The 24,827-nt window shown below is 50.2% G+C and carries 31 protein-coding genes; 7 read left to right on the top strand and 24 right to left on the bottom strand.

From position 1 onward, the window contains the following. Window positions 1-23 precede the first annotated feature (23 nt). Entirely contained in the window at window positions 24-1,718 is a 1,695-nt protein-coding gene (locus tag HMY34_RS16405; protein ID WP_202716513.1) for a caspase family protein, read from the top strand. On the opposite strand, the gene HMY34_RS16400 is transcribed toward HMY34_RS16405, so the two are convergent. Continuing rightward, the gene (locus HMY34_RS16400; protein WP_202716512.1) at window positions 1,696-3,030 is read right to left on the bottom strand and encodes an IS4 family transposase; all 1,335 of its coding nucleotides are present in this window, start codon (window positions 3,028-3,030) and stop codon (window positions 1,696-1,698) included. The two genes, HMY34_RS16405 and HMY34_RS16400, sit on opposite strands and share 23 nt — an antisense overlap. A gap of 64 nt (window positions 3,031-3,094) precedes the next feature. Between HMY34_RS16400 and HMY34_RS16395 the strand changes: the two genes are divergently transcribed. After that, window positions 3,095-3,583: a hypothetical protein gene (locus HMY34_RS16395; RefSeq protein WP_202716511.1), complete on the top strand. Its 489-nt coding sequence runs from the start codon at window positions 3,095-3,097 to the stop codon at window positions 3,581-3,583. 84 nt (window positions 3,584-3,667) lie between these two features. Here HMY34_RS16395 and HMY34_RS16390 read toward each other — a convergent pair whose 3' ends face one another. From HMY34_RS16390 to HMY34_RS16380, 3 genes are all read right to left on the bottom strand, one after another. Beyond that, window positions 3,668-3,991, bottom strand: coding sequence for a helix-turn-helix domain-containing protein (locus tag HMY34_RS16390; RefSeq protein WP_202716510.1), 324 nt, complete (start codon window positions 3,989-3,991; stop codon window positions 3,668-3,670). Beyond that, window positions 3,988-4,356 (bottom strand): type II toxin-antitoxin system RelE/ParE family toxin, encoded by a 369-nt coding sequence (locus HMY34_RS16385; RefSeq protein ID WP_202716509.1) that lies wholly within the window; start codon window positions 4,354-4,356, stop codon window positions 3,988-3,990. Before HMY34_RS16385 ends, HMY34_RS16390 begins: the two co-directional genes overlap by 4 nt. A gap of 183 nt (window positions 4,357-4,539) precedes the next feature. Then, the gene (locus HMY34_RS16380) at window positions 4,540-4,764 is read right to left on the bottom strand and encodes a hypothetical protein (RefSeq protein WP_202719272.1); all 225 of its coding nucleotides are present in this window, start codon (window positions 4,762-4,764) and stop codon (window positions 4,540-4,542) included. Here HMY34_RS16380 and HMY34_RS16375 point away from each other — a divergent pair. Both HMY34_RS16375 and HMY34_RS16370 read left to right on the top strand, forming a co-directional pair. Next, complete coding sequence (locus HMY34_RS16375) at window positions 4,681-6,180, top strand: WD40 repeat domain-containing protein (RefSeq protein WP_407701860.1); 1,500 nt, start codon at window positions 4,681-4,683, stop codon at window positions 6,178-6,180. The two genes, HMY34_RS16380 and HMY34_RS16375, sit on opposite strands and share 84 nt — an antisense overlap. Continuing rightward, complete coding sequence (locus HMY34_RS16370; RefSeq protein WP_202716507.1) at window positions 6,165-6,308, top strand: hypothetical protein; 144 nt, start codon at window positions 6,165-6,167, stop codon at window positions 6,306-6,308. Before HMY34_RS16375 ends, HMY34_RS16370 begins: the two co-directional genes overlap by 16 nt. A 94-nt stretch (window positions 6,309-6,402) precedes the next feature. Here the strand turns inward: HMY34_RS16370 and HMY34_RS16365 are convergent, their stop codons facing one another. From HMY34_RS16365 to HMY34_RS16345, 5 genes are all read right to left on the bottom strand, one after another. Then, window positions 6,403-7,443 (bottom strand): IS5 family transposase, encoded by a 1,041-nt coding sequence (locus HMY34_RS16365; protein ID WP_202716506.1) that lies wholly within the window; start codon window positions 7,441-7,443, stop codon window positions 6,403-6,405. 119 nt (window positions 7,444-7,562) lie between these two features. Continuing rightward, the gene (locus HMY34_RS16360) at window positions 7,563-8,192 is read right to left on the bottom strand and encodes a transposase (protein WP_202716505.1); all 630 of its coding nucleotides are present in this window, start codon (window positions 8,190-8,192) and stop codon (window positions 7,563-7,565) included. A gap of 18 nt (window positions 8,193-8,210) precedes the next feature. Beyond that, window positions 8,211-8,414 (bottom strand): hypothetical protein, encoded by a 204-nt coding sequence (locus HMY34_RS16355; protein WP_202716504.1) that lies wholly within the window; start codon window positions 8,412-8,414, stop codon window positions 8,211-8,213. Between the two features lie 202 nt (window positions 8,415-8,616). Then, on the bottom strand, window positions 8,617-9,207 hold the full coding sequence (locus HMY34_RS16350; RefSeq protein WP_202716503.1) for a putative adenosine monophosphate-protein transferase Fic: 591 nt from the start codon (window positions 9,205-9,207) through the stop codon (window positions 8,617-8,619). Then, window positions 9,197-9,382: a YhfG family protein gene (locus HMY34_RS16345; protein WP_202716502.1), complete on the bottom strand. Its 186-nt coding sequence runs from the start codon at window positions 9,380-9,382 to the stop codon at window positions 9,197-9,199. Before HMY34_RS16345 ends, HMY34_RS16350 begins: the two co-directional genes overlap by 11 nt. 247 nt (window positions 9,383-9,629) lie before the next feature. Between HMY34_RS16345 and HMY34_RS16340 the strand changes: the two genes are divergently transcribed. Together HMY34_RS16340 and HMY34_RS16335 are read left to right on the top strand one after the other, a co-directional pair. Then, complete coding sequence (locus HMY34_RS16340) at window positions 9,630-9,872, top strand: hypothetical protein (protein ID WP_202716501.1); 243 nt, start codon at window positions 9,630-9,632, stop codon at window positions 9,870-9,872. Continuing rightward, window positions 9,865-10,275, top strand: coding sequence for a type II toxin-antitoxin system VapC family toxin (locus HMY34_RS16335; protein ID WP_202716500.1), 411 nt, complete (start codon window positions 9,865-9,867; stop codon window positions 10,273-10,275). Before HMY34_RS16340 ends, HMY34_RS16335 begins: the two co-directional genes overlap by 8 nt. Window positions 10,276-10,443: 168 nt before the next feature. Here the strand turns inward: HMY34_RS16335 and cysM are convergent, their stop codons facing one another. Then, the gene (gene cysM, locus HMY34_RS16330; protein WP_202716499.1) at window positions 10,444-11,337 is read right to left on the bottom strand and encodes a cysteine synthase CysM; all 894 of its coding nucleotides are present in this window, start codon (window positions 11,335-11,337) and stop codon (window positions 10,444-10,446) included. Window positions 11,338-11,481: 144 nt separating this feature from the next. Between cysM and HMY34_RS16325 the strand changes: the two genes are divergently transcribed. Next, window positions 11,482-13,323 (top strand): ATP-binding protein, encoded by a 1,842-nt coding sequence (locus HMY34_RS16325; RefSeq protein ID WP_202716498.1) that lies wholly within the window; start codon window positions 11,482-11,484, stop codon window positions 13,321-13,323. Here the strand turns inward: HMY34_RS16325 and HMY34_RS16320 are convergent. The 14 genes from HMY34_RS16320 to HMY34_RS16255 all read right to left on the bottom strand — a co-directional run bounded on the left by HMY34_RS16320 (window position 13,286) and on the right by HMY34_RS16255 (window position 24,786). Further along, window positions 13,286-13,945 carry a class I SAM-dependent methyltransferase gene (locus tag HMY34_RS16320; protein WP_202716497.1) on the bottom strand — a complete coding sequence of 220 codons (660 nt, stop codon included), beginning with the start codon at window positions 13,943-13,945 and terminating at the stop codon, window positions 13,286-13,288. The genes HMY34_RS16325 and HMY34_RS16320 overlap by 38 nt on opposite strands. Before the next feature lie 65 nt (window positions 13,946-14,010). Beyond that, the gene (acpS, locus tag HMY34_RS16315; RefSeq protein WP_202716496.1) at window positions 14,011-14,391 is read right to left on the bottom strand and encodes a holo-ACP synthase; all 381 of its coding nucleotides are present in this window, start codon (window positions 14,389-14,391) and stop codon (window positions 14,011-14,013) included. After that, entirely contained in the window at window positions 14,388-15,236 is an 849-nt protein-coding gene (locus HMY34_RS16310; RefSeq protein WP_202716495.1) for a DUF4435 domain-containing protein, read from the bottom strand. Before HMY34_RS16310 ends, acpS begins: the two co-directional genes overlap by 4 nt. After that, on the bottom strand, window positions 15,237-16,607 hold the full coding sequence (locus HMY34_RS16305; protein WP_202716494.1) for an AAA family ATPase: 1,371 nt from the start codon (window positions 16,605-16,607) through the stop codon (window positions 15,237-15,239). 12 nt (window positions 16,608-16,619) lie between these two features. Beyond that, entirely contained in the window at window positions 16,620-17,354 is a 735-nt protein-coding gene (gene pdxJ / locus HMY34_RS16300) for a pyridoxine 5'-phosphate synthase (protein ID WP_202716493.1), read from the bottom strand. Next, the gene (gene recO / locus HMY34_RS16295) at window positions 17,347-18,036 is read right to left on the bottom strand and encodes a DNA repair protein RecO (protein WP_202716492.1); all 690 of its coding nucleotides are present in this window, start codon (window positions 18,034-18,036) and stop codon (window positions 17,347-17,349) included. The genes pdxJ and recO overlap by 8 nt, the downstream gene beginning before the upstream one ends. Further along, window positions 18,037-18,942 carry a GTPase Era gene (gene era / locus HMY34_RS16290; protein WP_202716491.1) on the bottom strand — a complete coding sequence of 302 codons (906 nt, stop codon included), beginning with the start codon at window positions 18,940-18,942 and terminating at the stop codon, window positions 18,037-18,039. Further along, complete coding sequence (gene rnc / locus HMY34_RS16285) at window positions 18,939-19,604, bottom strand: ribonuclease III (protein WP_202716490.1); 666 nt, start codon at window positions 19,602-19,604, stop codon at window positions 18,939-18,941. The genes era and rnc overlap by 4 nt, the downstream gene beginning before the upstream one ends. Further along, a complete protein-coding gene (locus tag HMY34_RS16280) occupies window positions 19,601-19,981 on the bottom strand; it encodes a DUF4845 domain-containing protein (protein WP_202716489.1) in 381 nt (126 codons plus the stop codon). The genes rnc and HMY34_RS16280 overlap by 4 nt, the downstream gene beginning before the upstream one ends. Window positions 19,982-20,061: 80 nt before the next feature. After that, a complete protein-coding gene (gene lepB / locus HMY34_RS16275; protein WP_202716488.1) occupies window positions 20,062-20,820 on the bottom strand; it encodes a signal peptidase I in 759 nt (252 codons plus the stop codon). Window positions 20,821-20,839: 19 nt separating this feature from the next. Further along, window positions 20,840-22,645 carry a translation elongation factor 4 gene (lepA, locus tag HMY34_RS16270; protein ID WP_202716487.1) on the bottom strand — a complete coding sequence of 602 codons (1,806 nt, stop codon included), beginning with the start codon at window positions 22,643-22,645 and terminating at the stop codon, window positions 20,840-20,842. Continuing rightward, entirely contained in the window at window positions 22,638-22,895 is a 258-nt protein-coding gene (locus HMY34_RS16265; protein ID WP_202716486.1) for a glutaredoxin family protein, read from the bottom strand. Before HMY34_RS16265 ends, lepA begins: the two co-directional genes overlap by 8 nt. Then, window positions 22,882-24,276, bottom strand: a complete 1,395-nt coding sequence (locus HMY34_RS16260; protein WP_202716485.1) for a Do family serine endopeptidase — start codon at window positions 24,274-24,276, stop codon at window positions 22,882-22,884. Before HMY34_RS16260 ends, HMY34_RS16265 begins: the two co-directional genes overlap by 14 nt. A 27-nt stretch (window positions 24,277-24,303) precedes the next feature. After that, the gene (locus tag HMY34_RS16255) at window positions 24,304-24,786 is read right to left on the bottom strand and encodes a SoxR reducing system RseC family protein (protein WP_202716484.1); all 483 of its coding nucleotides are present in this window, start codon (window positions 24,784-24,786) and stop codon (window positions 24,304-24,306) included. Window positions 24,787-24,827 lie beyond the last annotated feature (41 nt).

Below are 24,827 nucleotides of genomic sequence, written 5' to 3'. Positions count from 1 at the left end.
TTGCTGCTACAGAGAACTCGCTTATGTCGCGCCGTATCGCCCTAATTGTTGGTGTCAGCCAGTATGAATCCCGTACTGGGCTGCATAGCCTTTCTGCGCCCGTAAACGATGCCCAACGGGTTTACAAGGTGTTATCCGAATACGGTGATTTTGACATGCTGTATCCATTGCCGTTAGCGGATGGCGAGGTGGGCAGTTCTGGCAAAGTCTATGCGCACGACTTGCAAGCCAAATTATGCGAAGTGTTGAGTCCATCCACCGATGAAGAGGTGGATTTGGCGGTATTCTATTTTTCTGGGCATGGGGTCAGTGAGCGGGGGCAAGTGGTCTATCTGTCCACTAGCGATGAGCGTTTGGCAATCGCTATACCGTGGCTGGCGGAGTTAGTAAAGACGAGTGCGGTAAAGAATGTCTGCATCTGGTTAGACTGTTGCCACAGTGGCGAGGTGTTGAAATTTACCGATTTGGGTGAAAGGGGTTTTTGTGTGGTGGCGGCTTCACATGCGGAGGGTGAAGCACTTGCTAGAGCGGATGGGAATAGCTTGCTGACGGATATACTGTGCAAGGCGTTGACTCCCAGTGCAGACTGTCAGGAAATTCAGGTAAAACATTTCATCAATGAACTTGAGCAACAACGCCATAACTTACCGCAACAGGTGTTGTGCCGTTGGAGTGATACCCCGTTCACGCTGACACAGCTCAATGGTGAAGTAGTGCGGGAGTCGTCCTCACTGCGCAAGCCTGCCCGTGGCTGGGTTAGGCATTCCACCGACGAATCCATCGCTGCTGGACAAATATCGGTGCTGTCCGTACTCGAAACCTTCTTCGCTCTCGGCTTGTACGGCTGGCTTGCCTTCCACTTCGAGCATCAATGGTGGTTACTCATCAGCGCGGTCGCCGCACCCATCATCCTGCTCCGCTCCCCCGAATCCAAAGCTTTAGGCGTGAAATGGTTTCGCAGCTATTGGGAAAAACGGGATAAAAAATGGAGTGACCTTTCTACCACTAAAAAGATGTTCATCATTGCCGTACCCATTACCATAGGTCTGTTGACGTGGTGGTTGGCGGTCTTATGGCTGCCCGGTCATGAGTATTCAGAACTATTCTGGCGAGCTTTTGCGTTAGGGGTAGGAGCGAGTACTGGGGCAGTTGCAGTTGATATTGTGTTTATGGATATAAATACGGGGAAGTTTACAGGAGCAGGTGCGGGGGTATTGATGCTTGTGCTTGTAGGTGCGATGGCGTTTGCATTTGCGTCGGCGGATTTTTTTGCTGCGTGGGTGATGGCGTTTGTGATAGCGGTTTTTGCAGTGGAGTTTGGTATTTGGCTGCGTAGCTTATTCATCCGTATTGTTGCCACTGGCTTACGTCCTGTTGCGGGCTTAAGGCATCTGGCGAATAATTGGCGGGAAACAGTTGCTGTGGTGGACTTTACCCATTTGCCAGAATTGTTGCCCGGTGCTACGGAGGTTGACGCTGATAACCTAACCATCCGTGGTTATTTCAGCCAGATACACTCCCACAAGGATGAAGACCGTTGGATTAATGTCCTCTTTTTTCCACCGGTTTTGTATCTGCCTGCGATGATGTGGCGGTGGAGTTTGAAGGCGACGTTGTGGCTGTGGTTTCCGCTGGCGTTGCTGTTGCGTTCACCGTTTGAGGAGAAGAGTTTAGGGGCATCTCCTTATACACAAATCAATCCATTCCCAACTCACTAGCCATCTGAATGCCATAAATGCAGTCCAGCACCCTTGAGTAGCCAAGCCAGATACTTTTAGCCCCCGGTTCGCCATCGGATTTTCTGCCCAAAAAGCCCCCCAGTTCTGCCAGATTGCGGATCACTTGATTAAGGGTGGGTATGCCATCGGGTAGTGCTTTTTTGCCGAGCCGGAAGGATACTTTCCATTCCAGCGGGTCAAACACCAGATCAGCCGGAAGTTCTGGGCAGGTACGCCCCAAGCGCATCAGAAACATAATCCGCCAGGCCACCATGATGTAGAGCGCGAGGGCTTTTTCGATGCGCTCTTTGGTGTCCAGTTGCAGTTTTTCGATGCGACAACCAACTTTCAGGACATCAAAAAACATTTCGATTTCCCAACGCGCTCGATACCAGTCGATGAGTTCACAGGCAGCATCAGCGGTCTCCACACAACGGTTGGTGACTAAACGCCAAATGAGGGGCGATTTTCCGGCGGGTGGGTTGATTTCTTTGGCTTGAACTAAGGTTAATAGCATCGGATGCTTACTCTTGGGACGCAAGGTATAACGTAACACCTTGATTTCTTGTACCACTTTACGGGGCTTTTCACCCTGCTTGCGCGGTTTGGTAAAGGTGATACGGGTCAACGCCTTTTGTTGATCAATGGCGTCCCACAGTTTGAGGTCATCCCCCAAGGCGCGGTTATGTTGCGCCCGTATCAGCAGGTCAGCCGGGTAATCCAAGGCTTGCGCCCGTTTGAGTAAGTCGTAAAAGTCGCTTTCACGGTCGCCCGCATAGATGAGGCGGTGTTCAGGGCAGCGTGCCGCCAGTTCGGCTACTCGCTCATACCCTTCAATCCAACGGCGGCTTTCTTTGATGCTGGGGTTGGCTTGGTCGGCAGCTTTGCTCAATCCCCGTGACCACATCCACGTATCGGTGATGCCCAACGGCAAACGTTCTGGGGTGATACACAAGGTCGGATGCAGGTACATCCCGCGTTGCTTGTCGTAGGATAACCGCCCTAAACCCTCGGTTTCCTGTCCATTGAAGTCCAGTTCGGTCGTATCTTGAATACACAGGATAATCCGCGAATCTTGTTGACGAATTCGGCACTCTGTCGCTTCAAAGTGGGATGCCATCAAAGCATCATGGCTCACCGCTTCATTCCAGAAGAAACGGTACGTCGCCAAGGTGCTTGACCAACTTTGGCAAGCCTTAGGGATGCTGGACTGGGGGGCTTTCAGCATGGCTTTGAGGATATGAGCGGCTCGTGTTTCGAGACGCTTGTCTCCCAAATCAAGATCGGTGAGTTCGGTAGATGACCAGTTCATGAGTGAAAATTGCTTATCTTACATCAGCTTGGGAACTTGTGTATAAGGAGATGGTTTAGGGGAAGTGCGTGATATTGCCGCCATTCGGATAAATGGATTGGGAAAATGGTTGCCATTATTAGCGGTTGTCGTGATGTTATGGCTGAGTTCAGGATACTTTTCACCAGAAGACATTAAATCTTGGGCAGAATTAGGTGGCGATACTCTTTCCAAGTTGCTGGATAAACTATTAACCATTGCACCTCCGCCACCGGGTTTACGCCATTGGGCTTTATGGCTGGTCTGCGGACTCAGCATAATCATGTGGTGGCTATCTGATCGACTTCAAATCATGCACAAAAAAGTACTTGAAGAAGAAGATGCTCTGGATGGACTAACAAAAGAACGGCGGAATCTATTTTTGCAACGCGCCCACCGTTTGGAACGCTGGCATACGGCAAGAGTGGTGAGTTTTATCCTGCTAGGCTATTCATTTGTGCTGTATCTGGCAAATGAGTGGTATCCGCTGGAGTTGGGGCGGTTTGTTCCAGCTTGGTTGATTGGCTGGTTATGATGCTACGCCGCCATTTATAAGAAAGCGTAGCGGTAACGATGGATGAATTTCAATGTAATCCATTGAATTCGGGGTTAGGTTGTATCAAATCAACGCCGTTAAACCATGCTTCTGCACAATCCCCAGCAGACGCAAAGCTGGCCCACCGGGTTTTTTTACCCCCCGTTCCCAGTCTGAAACCAGATTACGGGAGATATTCAAATAAGCTGCAAACACAGGTTGTGACACATGCTCCCGTTCCCGCAATTCACGAATGGTTTGAGGGGGCATGTCACTGATAGGTGCTAAACAAGCAGCATCAAACTCCCGCATGGTTTTTTTGTTGATAGCCCCCACCTGATAAAGCGCATCCATCGTTTCATGAATCGCTGCAAATGCATCAGATTTGTAATGTTGCTCATCTTTCATGGTGTCACCTCGGTTAATGCGCCGTTTTCCAACAACGTCTCCAATTGCTCTTCATCCAGTGCCAGCAAATGTACTGCTGCTTGTCGGAACGCTTCCAGTTCTGCTTTATCAATATTTGCCCGGTCACTCTTGGCGAAACCATACACAAAGAATGACTTGTCGCCTTGCTGAAAAATGACAATGGTACGGTATCCACCCGATTTACCTTGTCCGGGACGGGCAACCCGTTGCTTGATTATATGCCCACCAAGGTCAGCGGCGACAACTCCCCGCTCTGCTTCAGCGATAGCTTTGCACAATGCGTCATCACTGATTTTTTCGCGTTTGGCAAAACGGGTGAACCATGTGTTTTTGAAGATTCGCATGAAGACTGAGTGTCCGTGTTAACTGTTCGCAAGACTAGTATAACACATAGTATTAGCTTTTATCTTCCTTGTCAGAATTGTTCGATACCGCCCACAGCAAGCACTGATCCAGTCATTCGGCTCAACGTTTCAAGCCCGGTATCCTCCTAAAGTTTCTGCCGCCATTGGGTTTAATCAAACGGCTCACGCAAAAATTAGGCTGATGAAACGCTCGGCCTGCACTTCGCTCAAACTGGCAATCAAAGCGGTAATCCGATTGAGGCGGATTTCGGTATCAGTGAGGTTTGCCATGCGGAAGCTCCTTACACCGCAGCCCTTGATGCGCTGCTGGCGCAACTGGTCACACACGAACGGCTGCTGACCCAAGACCACGACGACCACGGGCAAGCTACCATCACCGTAGCGCATGAAGCCCTGATCCGCGATTGGCAGCGGTTACGGGGCTGGCTGGAAAGCAACCGTGAAATCAAAAGCTGGCGACTTCGTTTGGAAGACAGCATTACCGCATGGAGAAACGGTGTCAGCGGCAGCCTGTTACGGGAAAAACGGCTGGCAGAAGCGCATCAGGTCTTAGAGCAATACCCGGATTCCCTGTTGATTGGCGCAGATGAGCGCGGATTTATTACGGCGAGTGCGAAAGCGGCGAAGCGGAGGCAGCACCTGCAATGGACGGCAATAGTCGCATTTATTGGAGTGTTTTTGGTGGGGATACTAACAACACTATGGCAGGCGAATGAGAAGGAGCAGCAGCGGGAATTAGCCGTTCAGCAGAAGGAAGAGGCAGAACAACGAACATTGGAGGCGAATTATAACCTCGCCAAAGTATTTGAAGAAAAGGTATTTCAGCTTATCCCCGATAAGGTCATCCGGGGTGAAGCGCTTGCCGATCCTATGCAAATGCGCACTGCTTGGTTGTACGGGCTGGATGCTGCCGCACAGGCAGTGTCTGAAGGTAAAGAGGCAGTGCTGCCTGCCACCTTGGGGCATTTGAGCGCCATTCGTGAACAGGATTTATCAACGGAACGCAAGCAAATCCCCTCACTCAATATCGGTGCTATCAGCGAACTGGTATACAGCCCGGATGGCAAGGTGATCGCCTCCGGCTCAGAGGATAAGACTATGCGCCTGTGGGATGCAGCGACGGGCAAGGAAATGAAAACGCTCAGCGGTCACAGTTTGGGAGTGTCGGCACTGGCGTACAGCCCGGATGGCAAGGTAATCGCCTCCGGTTCAGGAGATATGACCGTGCGCCTGTGGGATGCGGCAACGGGTCAGGTGTTGAACACGCTCAGCGGTCACAGCTTGGGAGTGTCGGCACTGGCGTACAGCCCGGATGGCAAGGTGATCGCCTCCGGTTCAGGGGATAAGACTATACGCCTGTGGAATGCAGCGACGGGTCAGATGTTGAACACGCTCAGCGGTCACACGAATTATGTATCGACACTGGCATACAGCCCGGATAGCAAGATGATCGCCTCCGGTTCAGGGGATAAGACCATGCGCCTGTGGGATGCGAGCAGCGGTGACACTCTGAAAACCCTGCAAGGTCATACTGCCCCTATTCGGTCAGTGGCGTACAGCCCGGATGGCAAAGTGATCGCCAGTGGTTCAGAAGATAAGACCGTTCGGTTGTGGAAACTGGATAGCCCGATTTTCCGCCTGATTTACGACTTCGACCCGGCTGCGGTGTCTGCTACACTGCGCTTTATCTGGGAAATGCAGCGCGATGAATTGCAGATTAAATCTGTACCTCATCCCTGTTTCCTGAACTGGGTTATCACATCACTTGGACGGACGAAACCCGCAAGTTGCGCCCGTTACTAGATGCACCAAACCCGGATGAAACCAAACTGGGTCAGGTGGTACGTTTCCTCGAAGAACGCTGTGCCTATAAACGCGAAGCAGACAAACAAGCGGAAACCTCTAAAAACCCGGCATATTGCAGTGGTTAGCGTTGGCCTATCGGCATTTTGTTAAAAAACAGCAATCCATCTCAATTTTCAGGTTGTTTTCCCGCATTTTTGCGGCTTTTTCGGGGATTTCCCCTCAAATAGGCACAACTCCGCTTGCTTTGAGCGAACAAAGCCGCCGCAGGTTATATACGGTTGTTTTGATGCTGAGGCCGAATACTGCCCGTGCCAACCCAATGCTACGGATGGCTTTGCCACCCATCGCACAGATTGACCCAAACACATACTCAACCCGTGCGCGAGGTCTGGCGATGCGGGTGTTGCGGCGTTTCTGGCAGTCGGATTGCGGCTTGCCTTTCTTGGCTTTGTGCTGGATGTGTAACCGCCAGCTACTTTGGTTGAGGCGTTGTTCACGGGATTGGTCTTCGTAACCTTTGTCCGCCCATACGTCACGGCTGGTGTTGGCTTGGTCAAGCACCGCTTCAAAATGGTTGGTGTCATGCTCTTTGGCCGTGCTGATGTGGCGTTTGCGGATGAGTTTGTATTTCCGGTCGGCACTGATGCTGAGTTTGTAGCCGTGGTAGCTTTTACCGTGTTTCTTCGTCCAGCTTGCTTCCGTATCCTTTTGGCGACGTTGCGCAGGTGTCCAGTCCTTCGGTGTTGCCGCTTGTTCCAACAGCACTTTTTCTTCTTTGTGGAAATGTTGTTTAGGGGCTTCCACCAGCGTGGCATCGACGATTTGACCACCACGGGCAATAAAACCGTGTTGTTGTAACTGCCGTTGGACGGCATCAAACAGGGCATCCGCGCCACCTGCCGCGCTGATCCGTTCACGGAACACCCACAAGGTATTGGCATCCGGGATCGTGCTGGAATGCCGCAGACCACAGAAGCGTTGGAACGACAGCCGGTCAAGCAACTGGTATTCCAATGCCTCGTCCGACAGGTTGTACAGGTGTTGCAACACAAAGACCCGTACCATCAATTCCGTTGGGTAGGGCGGAGGGCCTCCTCGCTTGTCACTGGGGCGTGGGGCGATGTGGTCGATTTCTGCTGCCAAGGCGACAAAGTTGACGTGCTGGTTCAGCGTGGACAGCAGGTCGCCCTTGCGGTTGAGTTTCTGTTCACGCTCTTCGGCGGCAAACAGGCTGGTTTTGATGGCACTTTTCTTGGGCATGGCTAGTAACGGGGTCGTTGGCTCGGATGGGTATTTTCTCACATTTGTACGGGGTTCAGGGGGTTTTTAGAGATTCCCAAGCCTGTGAGGACAAACAAAGACAAGCGCTTAAATGTGAATTAAGGGCATTTTCGTAGCTGATTCCAGAAAAACAGGGCCGCAGCTAATCGTCCAAATACATGAACGAGCAATCCTTGGTATGAACGTACATTTGAGGCAAACAGCGTTTCAATCGGTTGGCGTACTTGTGACACAGCGGTTGACAGCCATTGCTCATCGGCATCCAGATAGCGTTGTCCCTTTTTCTTTTTGACCGGTGTGAGCACGGTCAGTTGCTGGAATTGTTCAACATCGGCAGCATCCGGTCGCTGATACGCTTTGTCACCGAAGACTTCCTCCTGCTTCAGAACAGGTCTGATTTGGTCAAACACTTTGCCATCCGGTGCGCTGGCAGGCAGCAAACCGATGTATTCGGGTGTGGGCAACGTTCCCGCTTGTTTACGTCCAATGACATGAACACGTACCCCATAAAAATACAGTTTTTTCGTCGCACAGTAGCCATGATCAGCAATATTGGCAGCGACACAAGCTTTGAAGCGATGCCCCTGTCTTGCCAACGCAACGGGGAAAGAGTCCACTAGCAGTTTTCCATCCGTTGGAGGAACCTCAGACTGAATGCGCTCCAATAGCGGGGCGAACAGGTCAGCCAAACGGTTCAGGCGCATCACATAAGCAGGATAACTCGGCAACGCGGGGAACCAGTCCCGTCAATGGCGATCGGCATAAGTATGAATCTGTTTAATGGTGCGATGACCGTCCAGCAAGCCAAACCAGTACAGCGTAATGACTTCCTCATCCGTCAGTTGTAATTCAACATGGGGAGAGAAACGCTGTACACACGCCCAAAGATCCGCTTTATATTGCTTGCAAAGGTACAGATAAATCGCTATCAATTGATCTTGCCAGTCCATAGTGAGAGTCCAGTGCATCCGAGAAAAGTAGAAAGTTCCCGTATGATAATGGCTTTCACTATGGCTGGTTGTTTGCCCTTAATTCACATTTAACGCTTCAACAAACCCTTAAGCGAATTGTTCCCTACCAAAAACTGCCCGGATTTGCTAGCCCCCGGCGAAGAGGGCTGGGTAGAACCGTATGCGGGAGAGTGAAGCGGCTCTACAAACTGCTGACAATCCGCGCAAAGATTGCCTGCAATGGCGCAAGATCAGCAAAATACCCCCGGATGTTGGCATCCAGCCATTCATCCCGGTTCACTTGTGACCAATCCACCTCATACCCCGCATTGAGCGCAATCGCCTCGAAAAACAGGCGTTGGGTACGCCCGTTGCCTTCCCTGAACGGATGGATCACATTCAGTTCGCAATAATAATTCGCAATCCTGGCAACAAACTCAGTCAACGCCAGCCCTTCCAACCATTGCTCATTCTGCAAACGGGCAAGCAAGCGGTCAGCCTCTTTCTGGATGTACTGGGCAGAACAAAAACGGGTAGTGCCTTTGCTGATGTCCACCGTGCGGAGTTGCCCCGCCCACGGATAAATGTCCTGAAACAAATGCCGATGAATCGCCGCCAACGCACCCAAATCAAACGCGGCAAAATCCGGTTCGAAGGATTCGCTGCGAAGTTGGGTCAACTCAGCTTCAACAGCTTCCAACTCCTGCGCATCACGGATCTTGAGTTTATTGACCAGTACTGAACTGTTCGGGTAACAGTCCGGGTCTTGGCTGACACCGTATTTATCCGACATACCTTGCCTTGATTTGGGCAATGCGGCTTTCAATGTCTTGCGGGGAAAGCAGAGGGGCTTGTTCGTCCAAATGCGTTTGGCTTGATGGCGCAAACCCTTCCAGCCGCAAACTGGCACGGTAGTTACGGCGGCGAATTTGCCGGAAACGGAGCAGTTTTTCAGTTTGACTCAACATGGGTGAGCTCCTTAATTCGGGCAGGCAATCTATTTCGATGGTGCGTTTCATGGGAATGAATACTTTATTCAGGCGGTTGGTGCAGTACAGCCATTGTAGCAAATTGCAGGATGTTGCCCTACCAGAAAACCTGCCCAGATTTGACTGCCCCCGGTGAAGATGGCTGGATAGAGCCGTATGCGGGAGGGTGAGGACACCACGCTTTCCATGCTAGAATCCCGCTATACGCAAAAATCAGGAGAACACCATGCAAGCCATTGAATTCAATGCCACCCCACACAGCGGCATGTTGTTGATACCAGAAATGTACCGTCAACAATGGGAAGGTTTATCCGTGCGGGTTATCTTGCTGCCTGCCAATGAAGCATCCCCAGCAACGCCCAAACCCAAAACACTACTGGAACGCCTGCGTACCATCGAAAAAATCCACGCAGCCCCCGACTTGTCCGAAAACCACGATGCTTACGTGTTGGGGCAAACACATGGTTGAACCTTTATTTGTCGATACGGGCTACGTACTTGCGTACATCAACGCCAATGACCAGCATCACGATGAAGCCCTGCAACTCGAACCGTATTTTGTTGGGCACCCACTGGTAACAACCGATGCAGTCCTGCTGGAAGTAGGCAACGCCCTTTCCCGTAGCTTCAAAACACAGGCTGTCGAAATCATCCAGCACTTTCAGGAAGCAGAGGATGTGACTTTGATCCACATGAACCCCTTGCTGTTCAAGGACGCTTTTGATCTGTACCAACGCTACAAGGATAAAGAATGGGGAATGGTCGATTGTCTGTCATTCGTTGTCATGCGTGAAATGAAGCTCACCACCGCTTTGGCATTTGACAAGCATTTTGATCAGGCTGGGTTTCGGGTGTTAACTGCAAACGGTTGATTACCCCCCGTAAATCTGAACTTGAGGATTGAGGATAAGTGGCCCCCCCTATCACACCATGAGTACGTCAAGCTGGTGGACGCGCCTGCATATGACTCGCCACCGCCGCCAGCAAAATCACAGTTTGTGCCACGCGGTGAAAAGAAGGGTTGAATAATCCATCAGTGCCTATGCCGGAAATACGCCAGTGGAAATGTAACGGTCGCCCCGATCACAAATAATCGCCACAATGGTGGCATTCTCGACTTCTTTAGAAAGCCTCAACGCCGCTGCCACTGACCCGCCGGACGATACCCCGCAGAAAATCCCCTCTTCCGAAGCCAAGCGCCGCATGGTGTCTTCCGCCTCCGGCTGACTCATGTCCATTTCGCGATCAACCTCATTGCGGTGGAAAATTTCCGGCAAATACTCCGGTGTCCAACGCCGAATCCCCGGAATCTGGTCGGTTTGCGTCGCCGGTTGCACTCCCACAATTTGCACATCAGGATTCTTGGACTTGAGGAAACGCCCCGTACCCATAATCGTTCCGGTCGTACCCATGCTACTGACAAAATGCGTCACTTGCCCGTGGGTATCACGCCAGATTTCCGGCCCAGTGGAATGGAAGTGCGCCAGCGGATTGTCTTCGTTGGCAAACTGATTCAACAACTTACCTTTGCCGTCACGATCCATTTGGATAGCAAGGTCACGCGCTCCCTCCATGCTCGCCTCTTTGCTGACAAGGATCAGTTCCGCGCCGTAGGCTTTCATGGAAGCGCGGCGTTCGGCACTCATGGTTTCGGGCATGATCAAGATCATTTTATAACCCTTGATCGCCGCTGCCATTGCCAGCGCAATCCCGGTATTACCACTGGTGGCTTCGATCAGCGTATCACCCGGTTGAATATCACCACGCGCTTCCGCTCGCTGAATCATGCTCAATGCCGGTCGGTCTTTGACAGAACCAGCGGGGTTATTGCCTTCCAGTTTGACCAGAATCGTATTGGTGGTTTGCCCCGGCAAGCGTTGCAGCCGTACTAGTGGGGTGTTGCCGATGAAATCTTCAATGGTGGGGTAATGCATGTCCGGCGCTCTTGATTTTGTGTCAAGGTAAAGAGCTTACCAGCCATCCCCCGGATTCGCTACCTACTGGCGGATTTGACTTGACCTTAAGCCGCAATGCGGTAACGTCACTACCACTCATCATAAAAACAAATCGGAAATCGTGTGAATTCTGTATCCGTAGGAAACGTCCCTGTATCAGCCGCCATGCGCATCCAAAGCGACTATGATCTAAGCCGCCGCTCGATCAATGGCGTGTTCCCCTACATGATTAGTTGGGTTGTGGTGGTGTTGGGGACGGATATTGTGCAGCACAACCCTACCCTCGTTTACGGTATAGGTTTGTTAATGCTGATTTTAGGCAGCATACGCTTTGTATTATTGAAACGATTCCCTGTCCACTACAAGGCACGCCCCGATAGAGCACGACTGCTGCTTAGCATTAATCTGATCGTTTCCGTCAGTGTTTGGGCGCTGTTCACCGCGTGGGGGTTGGTTCATGTCGGGCTGGCGGAGCAAGGAACGCTGATGTTAATGCCACTGTTGATGCTGTGTGTTGGCACGACCACTAGCCTTGCGCCCCACAACCCCTTGTTTATCACCTACGTCAATATCATGATTTGGCCGCAAGTCATTGTGCTGGTGAGCATGGGTACTGCCAGCGCGTATACCATAGCCTTGTCGCTGCTCCTATTCAGTATCGTCACGCAAACCTTTGGTAAGAGCCTGCACCGTGACTACTACCAGCTTCTCTACAAAAATGATTTGCTAGAACAACAAGCTGCTAAATTAGCAACCGCCAAGGAAACTGCCGAAGTCGCCAACCAAGCCAAAAGCCAGTTTCTAGCTAATATGAGCCATGAATTGCGCACGCCAATGAACGGTATTCTGGGCGCAAGCGAATTGCTGACCCCGTTGGTGAAAACGGCTGAACAGCAACAATACGTTGCCCTGATCCACCGCAGCGGCAAAACGCTGCTGGCCTTGCTGAATGACTTGCTGGATTTTTCCAAAATCGAAGCAGGCAAAATGGCGTTGGAACAAACCAGCTATCCGCTACGCGACATGGTGGCGCATTTACAGCATTTGCTCGAAATCCGTGCCAAGGAAAAAGGGCTGGCATTCACCATCAACATCAGTGCCGACATTGCGCCTTACTTGCTTGGCGATGAAATCCGCACGCAACAAATCTTGCTCAACTTACTCGGCAATGCCATTAAGTTTACCGAAACGGGCGCGATCACGCTGACGATCAAACGGACAGCGAATGGCGAACGGCTGCGCTTTGACATTACCGACACCGGCATTGGCATTCCCGTTGAAAAGCAACAACTGTTGTTCCACAGTTTCCAGCAGATGGAATCGTCAACCGCCCGCAAATACGGCGGCACGGGATTGGGATTGGCAATTTCCAAGCAATTAGTCAGCCTGATGCACGGCGAGATTGGAATGCACAGTGAAGAAGGGCAAGGCTCGTGTTTCTGGTTCGAGCTGCCGTATCAGGTAGCCACACCAACCCCTGAGACAATACCAGCCACCGCAACACCGCCGGATGCACCATTGAACCCTGACTGCCGCATTTTACTGGCAGAAGACAACCCGATTAATCAAATTATCGCGCAAGCCATGTTGGAAACGCTGGGTCTTACGCAGGTCGATTTGGTCGAAAACGGCACGCAAGCGATTCAACACCTGATTGATGCCGACTACGATTTAGTGCTGATGGATGTACAAATGCCCGAATGCGATGGTCTGGAAGCGAGTCGCCATATACGCGGGAGCAGCATTCATGCGGGAATGGCAGCAGTACGCAACCCAGCCATTCCAGTGATTGCATTGACGGCGAATACGATGTCGGCTGACATTGCCGAATGCTTGAAAGCGGGGATGAACGGGCATTTGGGTAAGCCGTTGGATACGCCGACCTTGGTGGCGGAATTGCACAAGTGGTGTGCGCAAGCAGCGCCCGTCAAGCATCGCGCCGAAACGTTAGAATATGCCCCTTGAACGGCTGTTCAAGGTAATCGGTATGAATCGGTTTACGCTGCGAACTGGAAAAGCCATGGCCCTCCATTTGCAAACCCAGCTTGTTTTTGCGCCCGCGACCGGGGTCGATCAGAATCACTTCGCACGTCGGTTTCGCACATTTTTCGATAAAGCCCGCCAACTGCTTGATGTGTTGATCTTCGTACAAAAGATCGCTACCAATGATCAAATCAAATTGCCCCAGCGTGTTGGTTTCAGCCGCCCAATCCGCCTGTTCAAACGGAATCACCGCGCCATGATTAAGCAGGGTATTACGTTGCAGGAAAAACGCCACCTCAGGGTGGTAATCCGTGGCAGTAATATCGGCGTGTTGGTGATTCAGCAATAGGCTGGATAACGCCATGCCGCAACCAATTTCCAGAATGCGCTTGCCGTCAGTTTGGTAATCGCACACGTAATGCGCCAGCACCAAACTGGAAGGCCACACTACCCCAAACAGCGACCACTGCGCGGAAAAGATACCCAAATCGTGGGCTACTTGGTCGGGGTCGCTAAACTCTTGCTTGTCACGGAGCGTACAGAGGTGAATATCGGTCTTGCCAAACTCAACCGTTTGGTAGCGAATACGTAACGGCAGCGGCATTTTATCTATCAACCAACAGCAAGGAAGATTGACAGGGTATAGGGATTTGGCGCGTAGGGTTGGGTTTAATTCGACACGATCACAAACGCGAGAGCGTGGGTGCGCTCGTCGGCGACGGAAAGCTGGCACGAGGTTACGCCCATTGTGGTGGCAGTTGCCAACGTTACGCCGTGCAATTGCAGCAGCGGTTTACCGCGTGCATCGTGAGTGGTTTCGATTTCTTGCAAGCGCACTTCTTTGCCAATGCCTGTGCCGAGGGCTTTGGCAAGGGCTTCTTTGGTGGCGAAGCGTTTCGCCAGCCATGCGGCGGGGTTGGCTTGGGTGGCGAAACGTTCGAGTTCACTGGGGTGCAGGATGCGTTCGGGGAAACGGGTGGGATGGCGTTGCATCGTTTCCGCAAGGCGGGCGATTTCCACGATGTCTGTGCCGATGCCTAGAATGGTCATGCACAATCCGGTAGCATATTGAGATTCCAAGTGGTATCAAGCTGTTTCAGTGATTGGAACATTGTGGTTTTACAAAGATCATCGGAGTGAAAGGCTAAATGCAATAATGGCGACAAATCATTACCATTTTTTATTGTTTTCTCACACCCTATTTCACGCAATACAATAAATAATACTTCTAGTAAATCATGTCCTTGAATCATATCTTCCAAGGGTTCAGTTGGCACCATTAATAGTTTTTCGTGTAAAACTGACAGTGGTATGGTTGATTTGATACAAAAATCAGAATATAAATTATCTATATTGACCTGAAGAGAGGAGTTTTTAGGAATATACTTATAAGGGCTAAAGTCAAACTCAAAGGAATACTGTTCAATAACATGCAAATATCGCAAACGACCCCATATCAAAGAGATACTAAGCACATAGTTCAGAATACTATCTTTCTGTTTATTCTCAAAACCACTAAGAGCATCTTCATTAACAAAACCACACAATACACGTTCTAATGCTCTACTCTTAACTAATAACATTTCAAGGTCATGATGATCAGTCATTACTACTCGACCAATACCATAATCAATCTCATTCACCCTGTCAAAATCGGCATCAACTATACCCATCGAAGACAAATCTTGTTTTTCATCTAGTTTTTTTGCAGCACCTAATACACTAGGTTTATTACCGGCGATGCGAATATTGCAGCGTTTTTTATCAACATGATGCTTCCAAAACTTACTATCGCTGTCACCCTCAACCAATAGAAATCCACCATCGTGCGTTTCTTTCAAGAGTTCAATTTCAGAAACAATTACTCCGGGCTTTCTTGCACTTTTAATATTCATTTAGTTGGCTACCTTTGCTTGCTTCGCAGACAAAGCCACCATTAAATTCGAGTGATCACCAATAATATACGGTGAATGTGTAGCCAAAATAACGTCAAACTGTGCAATATCTATAATTGCTTTCAAATCATCAATAAAGCTATCCTGCCAACTCACATGCAGCCCTGCCTCAGGTTCATCAATAAGCACTAGCTGATTTTTTCTTATCAAGAAAATTAAATCATATAACAATATGAACAAATGCTGCTCGCCTGTTGATAATACAGTTAAGGCAATAGAATTACCATCGCTATCACGCATTACTATACCTTTACCATATTCTATCCGCAATGATTTATTGCTAAACTTACTATTAATCAAGGAGAGAAATCTTTCAAGGCGTTTCGCTAAAGGCTCTAGCACATCTAATTTAGATTTCGCATCTTGCGCATGTAAGTTCATTGCCACTAACTTAACAGATGACAAACCCTGTGAAAAACGTTTAGTATCAAATCGATCAGCATCCACATTTACTTCCAATAGCCCAACTTCTTCGTAACGCTTTCTTTGTTGACTAATTTCAGCAAACGATTCCTTTAAAAGCTGAATGTTCGGCACATCTTCACTCAAATCCATTAAGCGATCAGGAAAGGTTTGTTCTAATTGACTGGTTTTTTGCCCATACGTAAGTAATGCCTGATTCAAAAAATCTACTAATTGTTTTGAATAAATATTTATACGAAGACTCACATTGATTGGGCTATCTGCATCACTGAGCTGGAAAGTATTGACTTGACTTTTTAATAAACGATCAACTCCTATCAAATAAGCTGGCAACTGAGTCAATTCACGATGAAAATGCAATAAGAGTATTGCCCACATTTCCAGCCATTTATCAGAAAATTTATCCGGCATGTTAATGGGATTATGCAAACTATAGGATAAATTATAGACAGTATTAGATCCAGCATAGGGATCAATATGCTGTTTAAGAACTTTAGTACATACTTCCAAAAAATCAGGGGCAACCTTAACTAAATTAAATACACCTCGACTAGTTACTGCCCAATCCATATCGACAGTATGAATGTGAAGTCTATGTATTACCTCACCTTCCACGAAATCTCGTGTACAACTCAAAACAGAATCATTATCAAATTTCACCACAAAATAGTCGAAAGGTATTGCTACTAAACGTTGAAATTGACCTAATAATAAATTATGAGCCAAACCTAGAAAAACTGTCTTACCAACCCCATTGGGACCATGAATAATAGTGATTCGCTCTTCACTATTGAGTTTGATGGTGTGATCGTACATCCCAAACAAACCGCGCACACCAATCTCGGTAATACGCAAATCTGAATTTAATAGTGGTTGCTGATCTGTCATATCAAATCTCCTTTATCCAACAGCACGCGCTGCTTGCATCAATTCCAACATTTCCACCGTCGCTTGACGGATACCCACAAACACCGCCCGCGCCACCATCGAATGCCCGATATTGAGTTCGCGGATGTTGGCAATCGCGGCAATCGCTTGCGTATTGTTGTAATCCAGCCCATGCCCCGCGTTCACCTGAATACCGAGGCTGTGCGCAAACTCGGTAGCCGCTTGAATGCGCTGAAGTTCACGCTGCTTGGCTTCGCCCGTGGCATTCGCATACGTACCGGTGTGCAATTCAATCACCGGTGCACCAATGTCCGGCACGCGGCGAATTTGCTCAATATCCGGCTCGATGAACAGCGACACGCGGATATTCGCCGCATTCAACCGCTGGGTCACGCTGCGCACCCGCTCAAACTGCCCGATAATATCCAAACCGCCTTCGGTGGTGAGTTCTTCGCGTTTTTCGGGGACGACACACGCATCATTCGGCAATACATCGCAAGCAATGCCCACCATTTCATCCGTCGCTGCCAGCTCCAGATTCAAACGGCGCGTACACATTTGACGAATCGCGTAGACATCCGCATCTTGAATGTGGCGGCGATCTTCGCGCAAATGAATGGTAATCGCGTGTGCGCCTGCGTCTTCCACCAAACGTACCGCTTCCAGTAAATCGGGGTAAGCCGTGCCACGCGCTTGGCGTAAGGTGGCGATGTGGTCAATATTGACACCGAGTTCGATCTTATTCATGGAACAATTTTCTCGCATTCAAGGTTTTGCCTTTCAGCAACATCTGGATCAGGTAATCAAGCGTATGGCGCAATTCCAGCCGTTGTTCGGGGTTCATCGTTTCGGGTTCGCGCAACGCAATCAGCAAACTACCACTAACGGGAACACCTTTGCCCTCCCCCGCATCCGCATACAAACCGTGGTCGGGGCGGAAACGGTAACGCATTGCGGGTTCGATGTCATGCCCTTCTGCATCATCGTGCCACAGATTGAGAACATAGCCTGCCATTGCCAACATGTCCAGTTCAAACAACGGCAGTGCGAGTACGTCGGCGGGATTTTCGAGGCGGAATAGCGTTTGCTGGTATTGGGCGAATAATTCCGGCTGCGGCTGGTGTTGCCACAAGGCTCGCAACAGCAATTCGTTGGCATACACCGCCCTAATTAATCCGGCAGCTTTCAGTGGGAAACGGCGTTTTTCTTCGGCATTGAACAGAGTGAAAACTTCGCCCTTGCCCGTCCAACTGGCTTCAAGTTGACGGAAAGGTTCGAGTATTCCCTTGGAGCGCATCCCCTTACCCTGTCCGAATTTGGCGACGCAAGTGATCTTGCCCGCCTCACGAGTGAACATATCCAGCAATAGGCTGGTGTCGCGGTAGGGGTTACGCCGTAGGATGAAAATTGGCGAAAGCTCCGGCAACACTCAGGTTGAAATCCCCAAGCTCTGTAAATGCCGTGGACTATTTTCCCAATTTTCTTCCACCCGCACCCACAACTTCAGCATCACCTTACGTTCAAGAAACGCTTCCAGCGCAATCCGTGCCGAACTGCCGATGCGTTTGAGCGCTTCACCCCTATGCCCGATGACGATGCCTTTTTGATTTTCACGGCTCACCCAAATCACCGCGTTAATCTCGGTCAAGTGCGGCTTTTCCTCAAAGGTTTCGATCTCAATCGCGGTGGAATACGGCATTTCCTGATACAAATACGTCATCAACTGCTCGCGGATCAGCTCGCCACAAATGAAGCGGGTCGATTGATCGGTCACATCGTCTTCGGCGTAAACCCAATCCTGTTGCGGCATAACTTTCGCGAGTGCGGCTTTAAGCTGTGGTACGTTCATGCCTTTGGTGGCGGAAAGTGGGAACACTTCCTTGAACGGGTATTTCTTCAATACTTCCGGCAACCACGTCAACAGGCGTTCTTTTTTCTCTAAGCGGTCAACTTTGTTGGCAACCAGAAACACGGGGCAAGTGACATGCCCTAGGCGTTGCAACACCAAATCATCTTCATCCTGCCATTTCAGTGATTCCACGATCATCACCACCGCATCCACACCTTCCAACGCAGCGACAGCTTCGAGATTGATGGTTTTGTTCAGCAAGCTCTTGGAAGTACGGTGAATCCCCGGCGTATCCACGAAAATTATCTGGTAATCGTCTTCGGTCAAAATACCGCGAATGCTGTGGCGCGTGGTTTGCGGCTTATTCGCCGTGGCGGATACTTTGAAGCCAATCAACAAGTTCATCAGCGTGGATTTGCCCACATTCGGGCGACCAACAATGGCGACATGGCCACAACGTTGGGTGGAGGGAGTAGCGTCTGTCATTTGGCTGTTACCTGTTGAAATGCGAGTCCGGCGGCTTCCTGCTCTGCCTTGCGGCGGCTACCGGACGTGCCGGTGGTGCGGATATTGAGTTTGGGGATAACGCATTCTGCCGTAAAGGTTTGTTTGTGTGCTTCGCCCTGCGTATCAATCAGGGTGTAGTCTGGCAAGTCATGCCCGCGTGATTGCAGGAATTCTTGCAAGCGACTTTTCGGGTCTTTGAGGGTGTCTTCTGCTGGCAGATTATCGAGTCGATCACCGTAAGCAGTCAGCACAAACTTTTTGGCGGACTCCATGCCCTGCTCCAAATAAATGCAGCCGACAATCGCCTCGAACGCATCCGCAATAATGGATTTGCGCCGGAAACCCCCGCTTTTCAGTTCGCCTGAGCCTAAACGCAAAAAATCACCGATGGTGAGTTCCACCGCAATCCCTGCGAGGGCGTTTTCATTCACCAATGACGCTCGCAAACGGCTCAAATAGCCTTCGCTGGCGCGTGGCATTCGCTGATAAAGCTCCGTGGTGATAATTAGCCCAAGCACGCTATCACCAAGGAACTCCATGCGCTCGTTATGCTTCCCTTCCGCGCTGCGGTGGGTGATGGCGCGAACAAACGTGTCCGTCGCCATCAATTCGCTACCCAGTAGCTTGGTCAATTTGTTCAAGTATCGTCAGCCGCTCCCAGCTCTTTGGAGTAATTAAAGTTTACTAGAAAATCAATGTTCGCCACCCAAGGTTTACGCACTTCATAGTATATTTCAAGTGCTTTCACATCATTTTTACCCTCGACTGGCACCACTTTGAAATCGCTGGATGCCAAGGAGTTCAAACTGTTCACATTCATATAATCATCGACTTTACGCCGGATTTGCTGAACTGAAGTCTTACTGGAAGACTCCTGTGCCACGCGATCTACCAGCGAACGCACCGAGTAAAACTCCAGGTACAGCGGCACAAGTTTCACGCCAGTAATGAACGCAAAAATCACCAAACCGACACCCGCAACCCACGTCAAAAATGTTGCACCTTGTTGCTTGCGCATACTGCTTACCTTTATTGTTATTGATTGATTAGAAGAAACCCCTCCCACCCTCCCCTTATCAGGGGAGGAGCTAAGAGAAATTACTGCATTTTATTACCGATCCGCGAGAAGTTGAAACCGTCACCACCCCAGTTCATGTGCATCCACACCAGAGTCGCTTTACCGACGATATTAGCCTCAGGAACTAAGCCCCACATACGACCGTCATTGCTGTTATCGCGGTTGTCACCCATCATCAAATAATGACCGGCGGGGATAGTCTGTGAACCCGTGGGGCCAACGCGACCGGGCGTTACCAATATATCATGCGTCACACCCAACAAATCTTCTTTCAGATGAATTGACGGCGGGGTTCTTTGATCCGGGCGAATATAATCCCCCTGCAAGGTACGATTTAGCTCCACTCCGTTTACAATCAACGTTTTATCATTCCAACTGACCACATCACCCGGCACACCCACCAAACGCTTAATGTAATCAATCGACGGATTATCAGGGTAACGGAACACCACCACATCGCCACGCTGCGGCTCACCCACTTCCAAGATTTTGGTGTGCAATACTGGCAAGCGTAAACCATACGCAAATTTATTCACCAAAATAAAATCGCCAATTTCCAAGGTCGGTAACATCGACCCCGAAGGAATCCGAAACGGTTCTGCCACAAACGAGCGCAACAACAATACCGCCAGCAATACCGGAAAGAAGGAACGCGCGTATTCCAATAATACCGGCTCATGCTCAGGTGCTTTTTTCTTGGTAAACAGTGCGTACAGCAACCAAATAATGCCCGTCACTGCCGTCGCGGTGACTAACAAAAACTCCAGATCAAAATCCATGTCTTGTCCTTACTAATGTTTATTTATCGCTGACTCTCAAGACGGCGAGGAATGCTTCTTGTGGAATTTCCACACTACCCACTTGCTTCATGCGCTTTTTGCCCTCTTTTTGTTTTTCGAGCAATTTGCGTTTGCGGCTCACGTCGCCGCCGTAGCATTTCGCGGTCACGTCTTTGCGCATCGCTTTGACGGTGCTGCGGGCAATGATATTACTGCCGATGGCTGCCTGAATCGCCACTTCATACATTTGACGCGGAATCAGGTCTTTCATCTTTTCCACCAACATGCGCCCGCGTGACTGCGCAAAATCGCGGTGAATCATCAGCGCTAACGCATCGACTCTTTCGCCATTCACCAGCACATCCACCCGCACCATCGGCGCCGTTTCAAAATGATCCATCGCGTAATCGAACGAAGCATAACCACGGCTGCACGATTTCAGGCGGTCAAAAAAGTCCATCACCACTTCCGCCAGCGGTAATTCAAACGTCAATGACACTTGGCTGCCCATGTACTGCATATTCTTTTGCACGCCGCGCTTTTCCATGCACAGCGTAATCACGTTGCCCACGTATTCTTGCGGCACAAGAATCGTCCCAATAATGATCGGCTCACGAATTTCTGCCAACTTATTAACCGGCGGCAATTCAGACGGGCTGTGCATGAAATGCGTTTCACCGTTGGTCAGCACCACTTCGTAAATAACCGTGGGTGCGGTGGAAATCAAATCGAGATTGTATTCCCGCTCCAAACGCTCTTGCACAATTTCCATGTGCAACATGCCCAAGAAGCCGCAGCGGAAACCAAAGCCCAAGGCTTGCGAAGTTTCTGGCTCATAAAACAGGGCGGAATCGTTCAATTTCAGCTTGGAAAGCGCATCACGCAAGTTTTCGTACTGATCCGATTCAATCGGGAACAAACCGGCGAAAACACGCGGCTGAATTTCCTTAAAGCCTTGCAACGGGACGGTAGCAGGGCGTTGCGCATCGGTCAGCGTATCGCCCACTTTTGCCACCGCGATTTCCTTAATGCCGGAAATCATGAAGCCCACTTCACCCGCGCGCAAGACGTCCAAATCTTTCATTTTCGGGGTATACACGCCGACGCGCTCGACTTGGAAATCGCGCCCGCTGGACATAAAGCGGATTTTCATTTTCTTGCGCATTTCACCATCAATTACGCGCACCAACACCACCACACCGAGGTAGTTATCAAACCACGAGTCAATGATTAACGCTTTTAGCGGCGCATCGGGGTCGCCCACGGGTGGCGGAATGCGTTGCACCAACTGTTCGAGCAAGTCTTCAATCCCAACACCGCTTTTGGCACTGACGTGAATCGCTTCGGAGGCATCAATGCCGATAATGTCTTCAATTTCCTGACACACGCGATCCGGGTCAGCCGCAGGCAAGTCAATTTTATTGAGGACGGGGACAACTTCCAGATTCAAATCAATCGCGGTGTAGCAATTGGCAACGCTTTGCGCTTCCACGCCTTGCGACGCATCCACCACCAGCAATGCGCCGTCACACGCTGCCAACGAACGCGAGACTTCATAGGAGAAATCCACATGCCCCGGTGTATCGATGAAGTTTAAATGGTAGGTTTCACCATTACGCGCTTTGTAATCCAGCGAGACACTTTGCGCCTTAATGGTAATGCCGCGCTCACGCTCCAGATCCATTGAATCCAGCACCTGTGCTTCCATTTCCCGCTGTTCCAAACCGCCGCAATATTGGATAAAACGGTCAGATAATGTCGATTTACCGTGGTCAATATGCGCAATGATCGAAAAGTTGCGGATATTTTTGTTCGCCTCACCCATGCTGTAATGCTTGCCTCAAAATCGCTTCATCGAAGAAATGCCGGAATAAAATCCGCTCTCCCCACGCCACTACTGGGACATCCGCATTAAAACGCACGGTTAATTCTGCATTCGCGTCGATGTCTACCAGCCCGAAGGTGAATTTCAATTCATCCTGAAATTCATGCAAAAGGGCTGTCATCTCCTCACAAAGGTGACAGCCCACGCGATAATACACGGTCAGATGGGTTTTTGCTTCACTCTCTTGCATTTGACTCGATCTTCATTGCCAGAAAACGTGCCGAATTGTCACGTTGTACCAGCACAGCGACCGTTTTACCAGCTTCCAGCGCAGCGGCAATGGTTTTGAATTCGGCAGCGGAAGTCAGCGGTTTGCCATCGAGTTGCGCAATAATATCGCCTTTAGCAATACCGGTGCGGCGGGCGGGTTCACCCATGACCGCTTCAACCATAACGCCCGCTTCGGTATCAACCACCTGCATTCCCAGTGTGCCGATCATGGGAGCGGGTTGTTGTTCCAGCGCAGTTTCAACCGATTTCGGGGTTTGTGGCACTTGTTCGCGCACGGTCAGGGTTAACGTTTCACGCTTGCCTTCGCGTAAAATCTCCACTGCAACGGCTTCGCCAATCGGGATACTCCCCACAACCGGTGGCAAGGCGGCGGCATTAGCAATCGGTTTGCCCGCAAAGGAGAGGATGACATCGCCCTGATTCAACACCCGTGCGGCAGGCCCGGTCAGCACCACCTGTGCCACCAACGCGCCTTCGGGTTTCGCCATATTGAAGGATTCTGCTAAATCGGCGCTGATGTCTTGCACGTATACACCGATCCAACCACGCGACACCACGCCTTTGTTCTTCAACTGCTCAATGACGCCGTGGGCAATATCCATCGGAATCGCGAAAGAGACTCCCATAAAACCACCGGAACGGCTGTAAATCTGCGAGTTAATGCCCACGACTTCGCCAGCCAGATTGAATAACGGGCCACCAGAATTGCCAGGGTTAATCGCCACATCGGTTTGAATAAACGGCACGTAATTATCGTCGGGTAAACTCCGCCCTTTCGCGCTCACAATCCCCGCCGTGGCACTGTGGTCGAAACCAAACGGCGAACCAATCGCCAACACCCATTCACCGACTTCCAGCGTTTCGGATTTCCCCATACGTAACACCGGCAAACCCGTCGCCGCGACTTTCAGCAAAGCAATATCAGTACGTGCATCACTGCCGACCAATTGCGCGGCTAATTCACGCCCGTCACTGAGCTTGATGGTGATAGCATTCGCGTCTTTCACAACGTGATGGTTGGTAACAATGTAACCGTCTTGCGAGTAAATAAACCCCGAACCACGCGAATCACTGTCAAAATCAAACGGCTGCCCGCCACTGCCGTCACGCTCGAAAAAGCGCTTCATTAGCTCGTCAAACAACTCGTCCGTTTCCGGCGAACGCAATTCATCCGGTAATATTTTCTGCGGGGAAATGCTTTGTTTGGTACTGATATTCACGACGGCGGGGCTATTTTGCTTCACCATTTCAGTGAATTGCGGCAACTCACCGGCGACTGCCATTCCTGCTGACGACATAACACAAACGAGTAACACGACTCGCAACCACGGCATCAGCATGGAATGACACTCCCCAAACAATCAGGCTTACGCAAGCGGCGTAATACCGGTAAACAGCGGCTGCCCGACGACGCGCAAAATCACTGGCTGGAAATCATTGGACTGGAACGAACGCGCCGCCACCAGATTGGCAAGCCGTAACCCACCAAACAAACCTGCCATGCCACTGAAAATTGTCGCCCATTCGCTGGTAATCCCAATGAATGCCAATAATTCACGCCCCAACAATGCCATCAGAATTAAACTAATCAACGGCAACATATACGTCAACAAGGAATAAGCCACCAGCGCATCACCTTGCACCCCCACCACCACTGTATCGCCCGGTCGTGCATAGGACGGGTTCAACACCCGCATTTTCTGTGCTTCTTTATTCAAGAAATCAAAGGGAGGAGATGTGGAACAGGTGGTTTTAGTTGCACAACCACTGCATCCCCCGGATTTTTGCTGGGGAAGAATCCATGCATGACCAGAATCGACACTGACCACTACTGCTGTTTGCTCAATCATACGCTGCGCCCTCTTTTCTAATGCTTTTTCGCCATTATAAG

Source organism: Thiothrix subterranea, from assembly GCF_016772315.1.
GTDB classification, from domain to species: Bacteria; Pseudomonadota; Gammaproteobacteria; order Thiotrichales; family Thiotrichaceae; genus Thiothrix; species Thiothrix subterranea.
This window is presented reverse-complemented; position numbering and strand designations above follow the sequence as displayed.